This window comes from Marivita cryptomonadis, assembly GCF_002115725.1.
In the GTDB taxonomy this organism is placed as follows: domain Bacteria; phylum Pseudomonadota; class Alphaproteobacteria; order Rhodobacterales; family Rhodobacteraceae; genus Marivita; species Marivita cryptomonadis.
In genome coordinates, this window is record NZ_JFKD01000071.1 from 1 (window position 1) to 1340 (window position 1340).

The 1340-nt window shown below is 62.8% G+C and carries 1 protein-coding gene; it reads left to right on the top strand.

Annotated elements, in window-relative coordinates; genetic code table 11:
- Nucleotides 1-120 precede the first annotated feature (120 nt).
- Nucleotides 121-1269 (top strand): amidohydrolase, encoded by a 1149-nt coding sequence (locus MCRY_RS22290; RefSeq protein ID WP_085633958.1) that lies wholly within the window; start codon nucleotides 121-123, stop codon nucleotides 1267-1269.
- The last annotated feature ends 71 nt before the right edge of the window (nucleotides 1270-1340 follow it).

The window sequence follows — 1340 nt, forward strand, 5'->3', positions numbered from 1 at the left end:
CTATGATCGGCCCTTTCTGGCGCTTTTCGCGTGGACCAGCCAAATCACGTCGAGGTGCAGCGTTGTGAGGGCCAGCGACTGGGCCGAAACCGAATCCTTTCTGGCCCAGCGGAGCATCGCATGACCATGGACATTGCCGACCTCAAAAGGATTAGACAAGCATTCCACCAGCATCCGGAACTTGGTTTTCAGGAGGTGAAAACCAAAGCCAGGGTCGCCGAGCTTCTGCGCGGCTATGGACTTGAGGTGCAGACCGGTGTGGGTGTCGTGGGCATCCTGCGGGCCGGGACCGGCAACCGGGCCATTGGGCTGCGCGCGGATATGGACGCTTTGCCGATCTTGGAGACAAGCACGCACGGCTATGCGTCGCAGACGCCCGGCGTGATGCACGCCTGCGGGCATGATGGCCACATGACCATGCTTCTGGGCGCGGCACAGGCCCTTGCCGCCGATCCGGGGTTCAGCGGTACGGTGGTGTTAATTTTCCAGCCGAACGAAGAGCACGGGCTGGGCGCGCAAGCGATGCTGGAAGAAGGTCTGCTCGACCGCTTCCCGATCGAGGAAGTCTACGCCATCCACAATCTGCCCGGTGCGCCCTTCGGGCAGGTCTCGACCCGCCCCGGCCTCATCTGTTCTTCCGAAAGCCTGTTCGAAATCACCATCACCGGACAGGGCGGTCACGCGTCGATGCCGCAGGCCGGGCGCGATGCCATCACCATCGGGGCCGAGATCGTGCAGGCGCTGCAAACCATTGTCGCGCGCAAACTGGCCCCGGGGGCGGGCGCGGTCGTGTCGGTTACGGAGTTTCTGACGGACGGGCAACGTAACGTGCTGCCCGGCCATGCGACGCTCAAAGGGGATGCGCGGGCGCGTAGCCCGGAGGACCGTGACCAGATCGAGGCACTGATGCGCCAGATTGCAGCCGGGATCGCCGCTGCGCACGGGGTCGAGGTAGCTGTTGATTTTCGAACGGAGTTCATCGAGACAATCAACGCGCCCGGACCCACAGAAGCCGTTGTGCGGGCGGGGCAAGCGGTCGGCCTTGAGACGATCCCCGACCGCACGCCCATGAGCTTTTCCGAGGATTTCGCCCATTTCACCGCCGCCGTGCCGGGGTGTTTTCTGCTCGTTGGCAACGGTGAAGACGGACCACACGCGCAGCCTTTGCATTCCAGTGACTACGATTTCAACGATGAATTGCTGCCCATTGGCGCGTCGATGTGGGCCGCTTTGGTGCGCGATCGCCTGCCCGCAAAGAATGGATCTTGATGCAGTTTGCTGATCGGATGAACTGCTTTCGCGCCCGAATGGACGCGGCCGGGATTGACGTGGCGTTGATC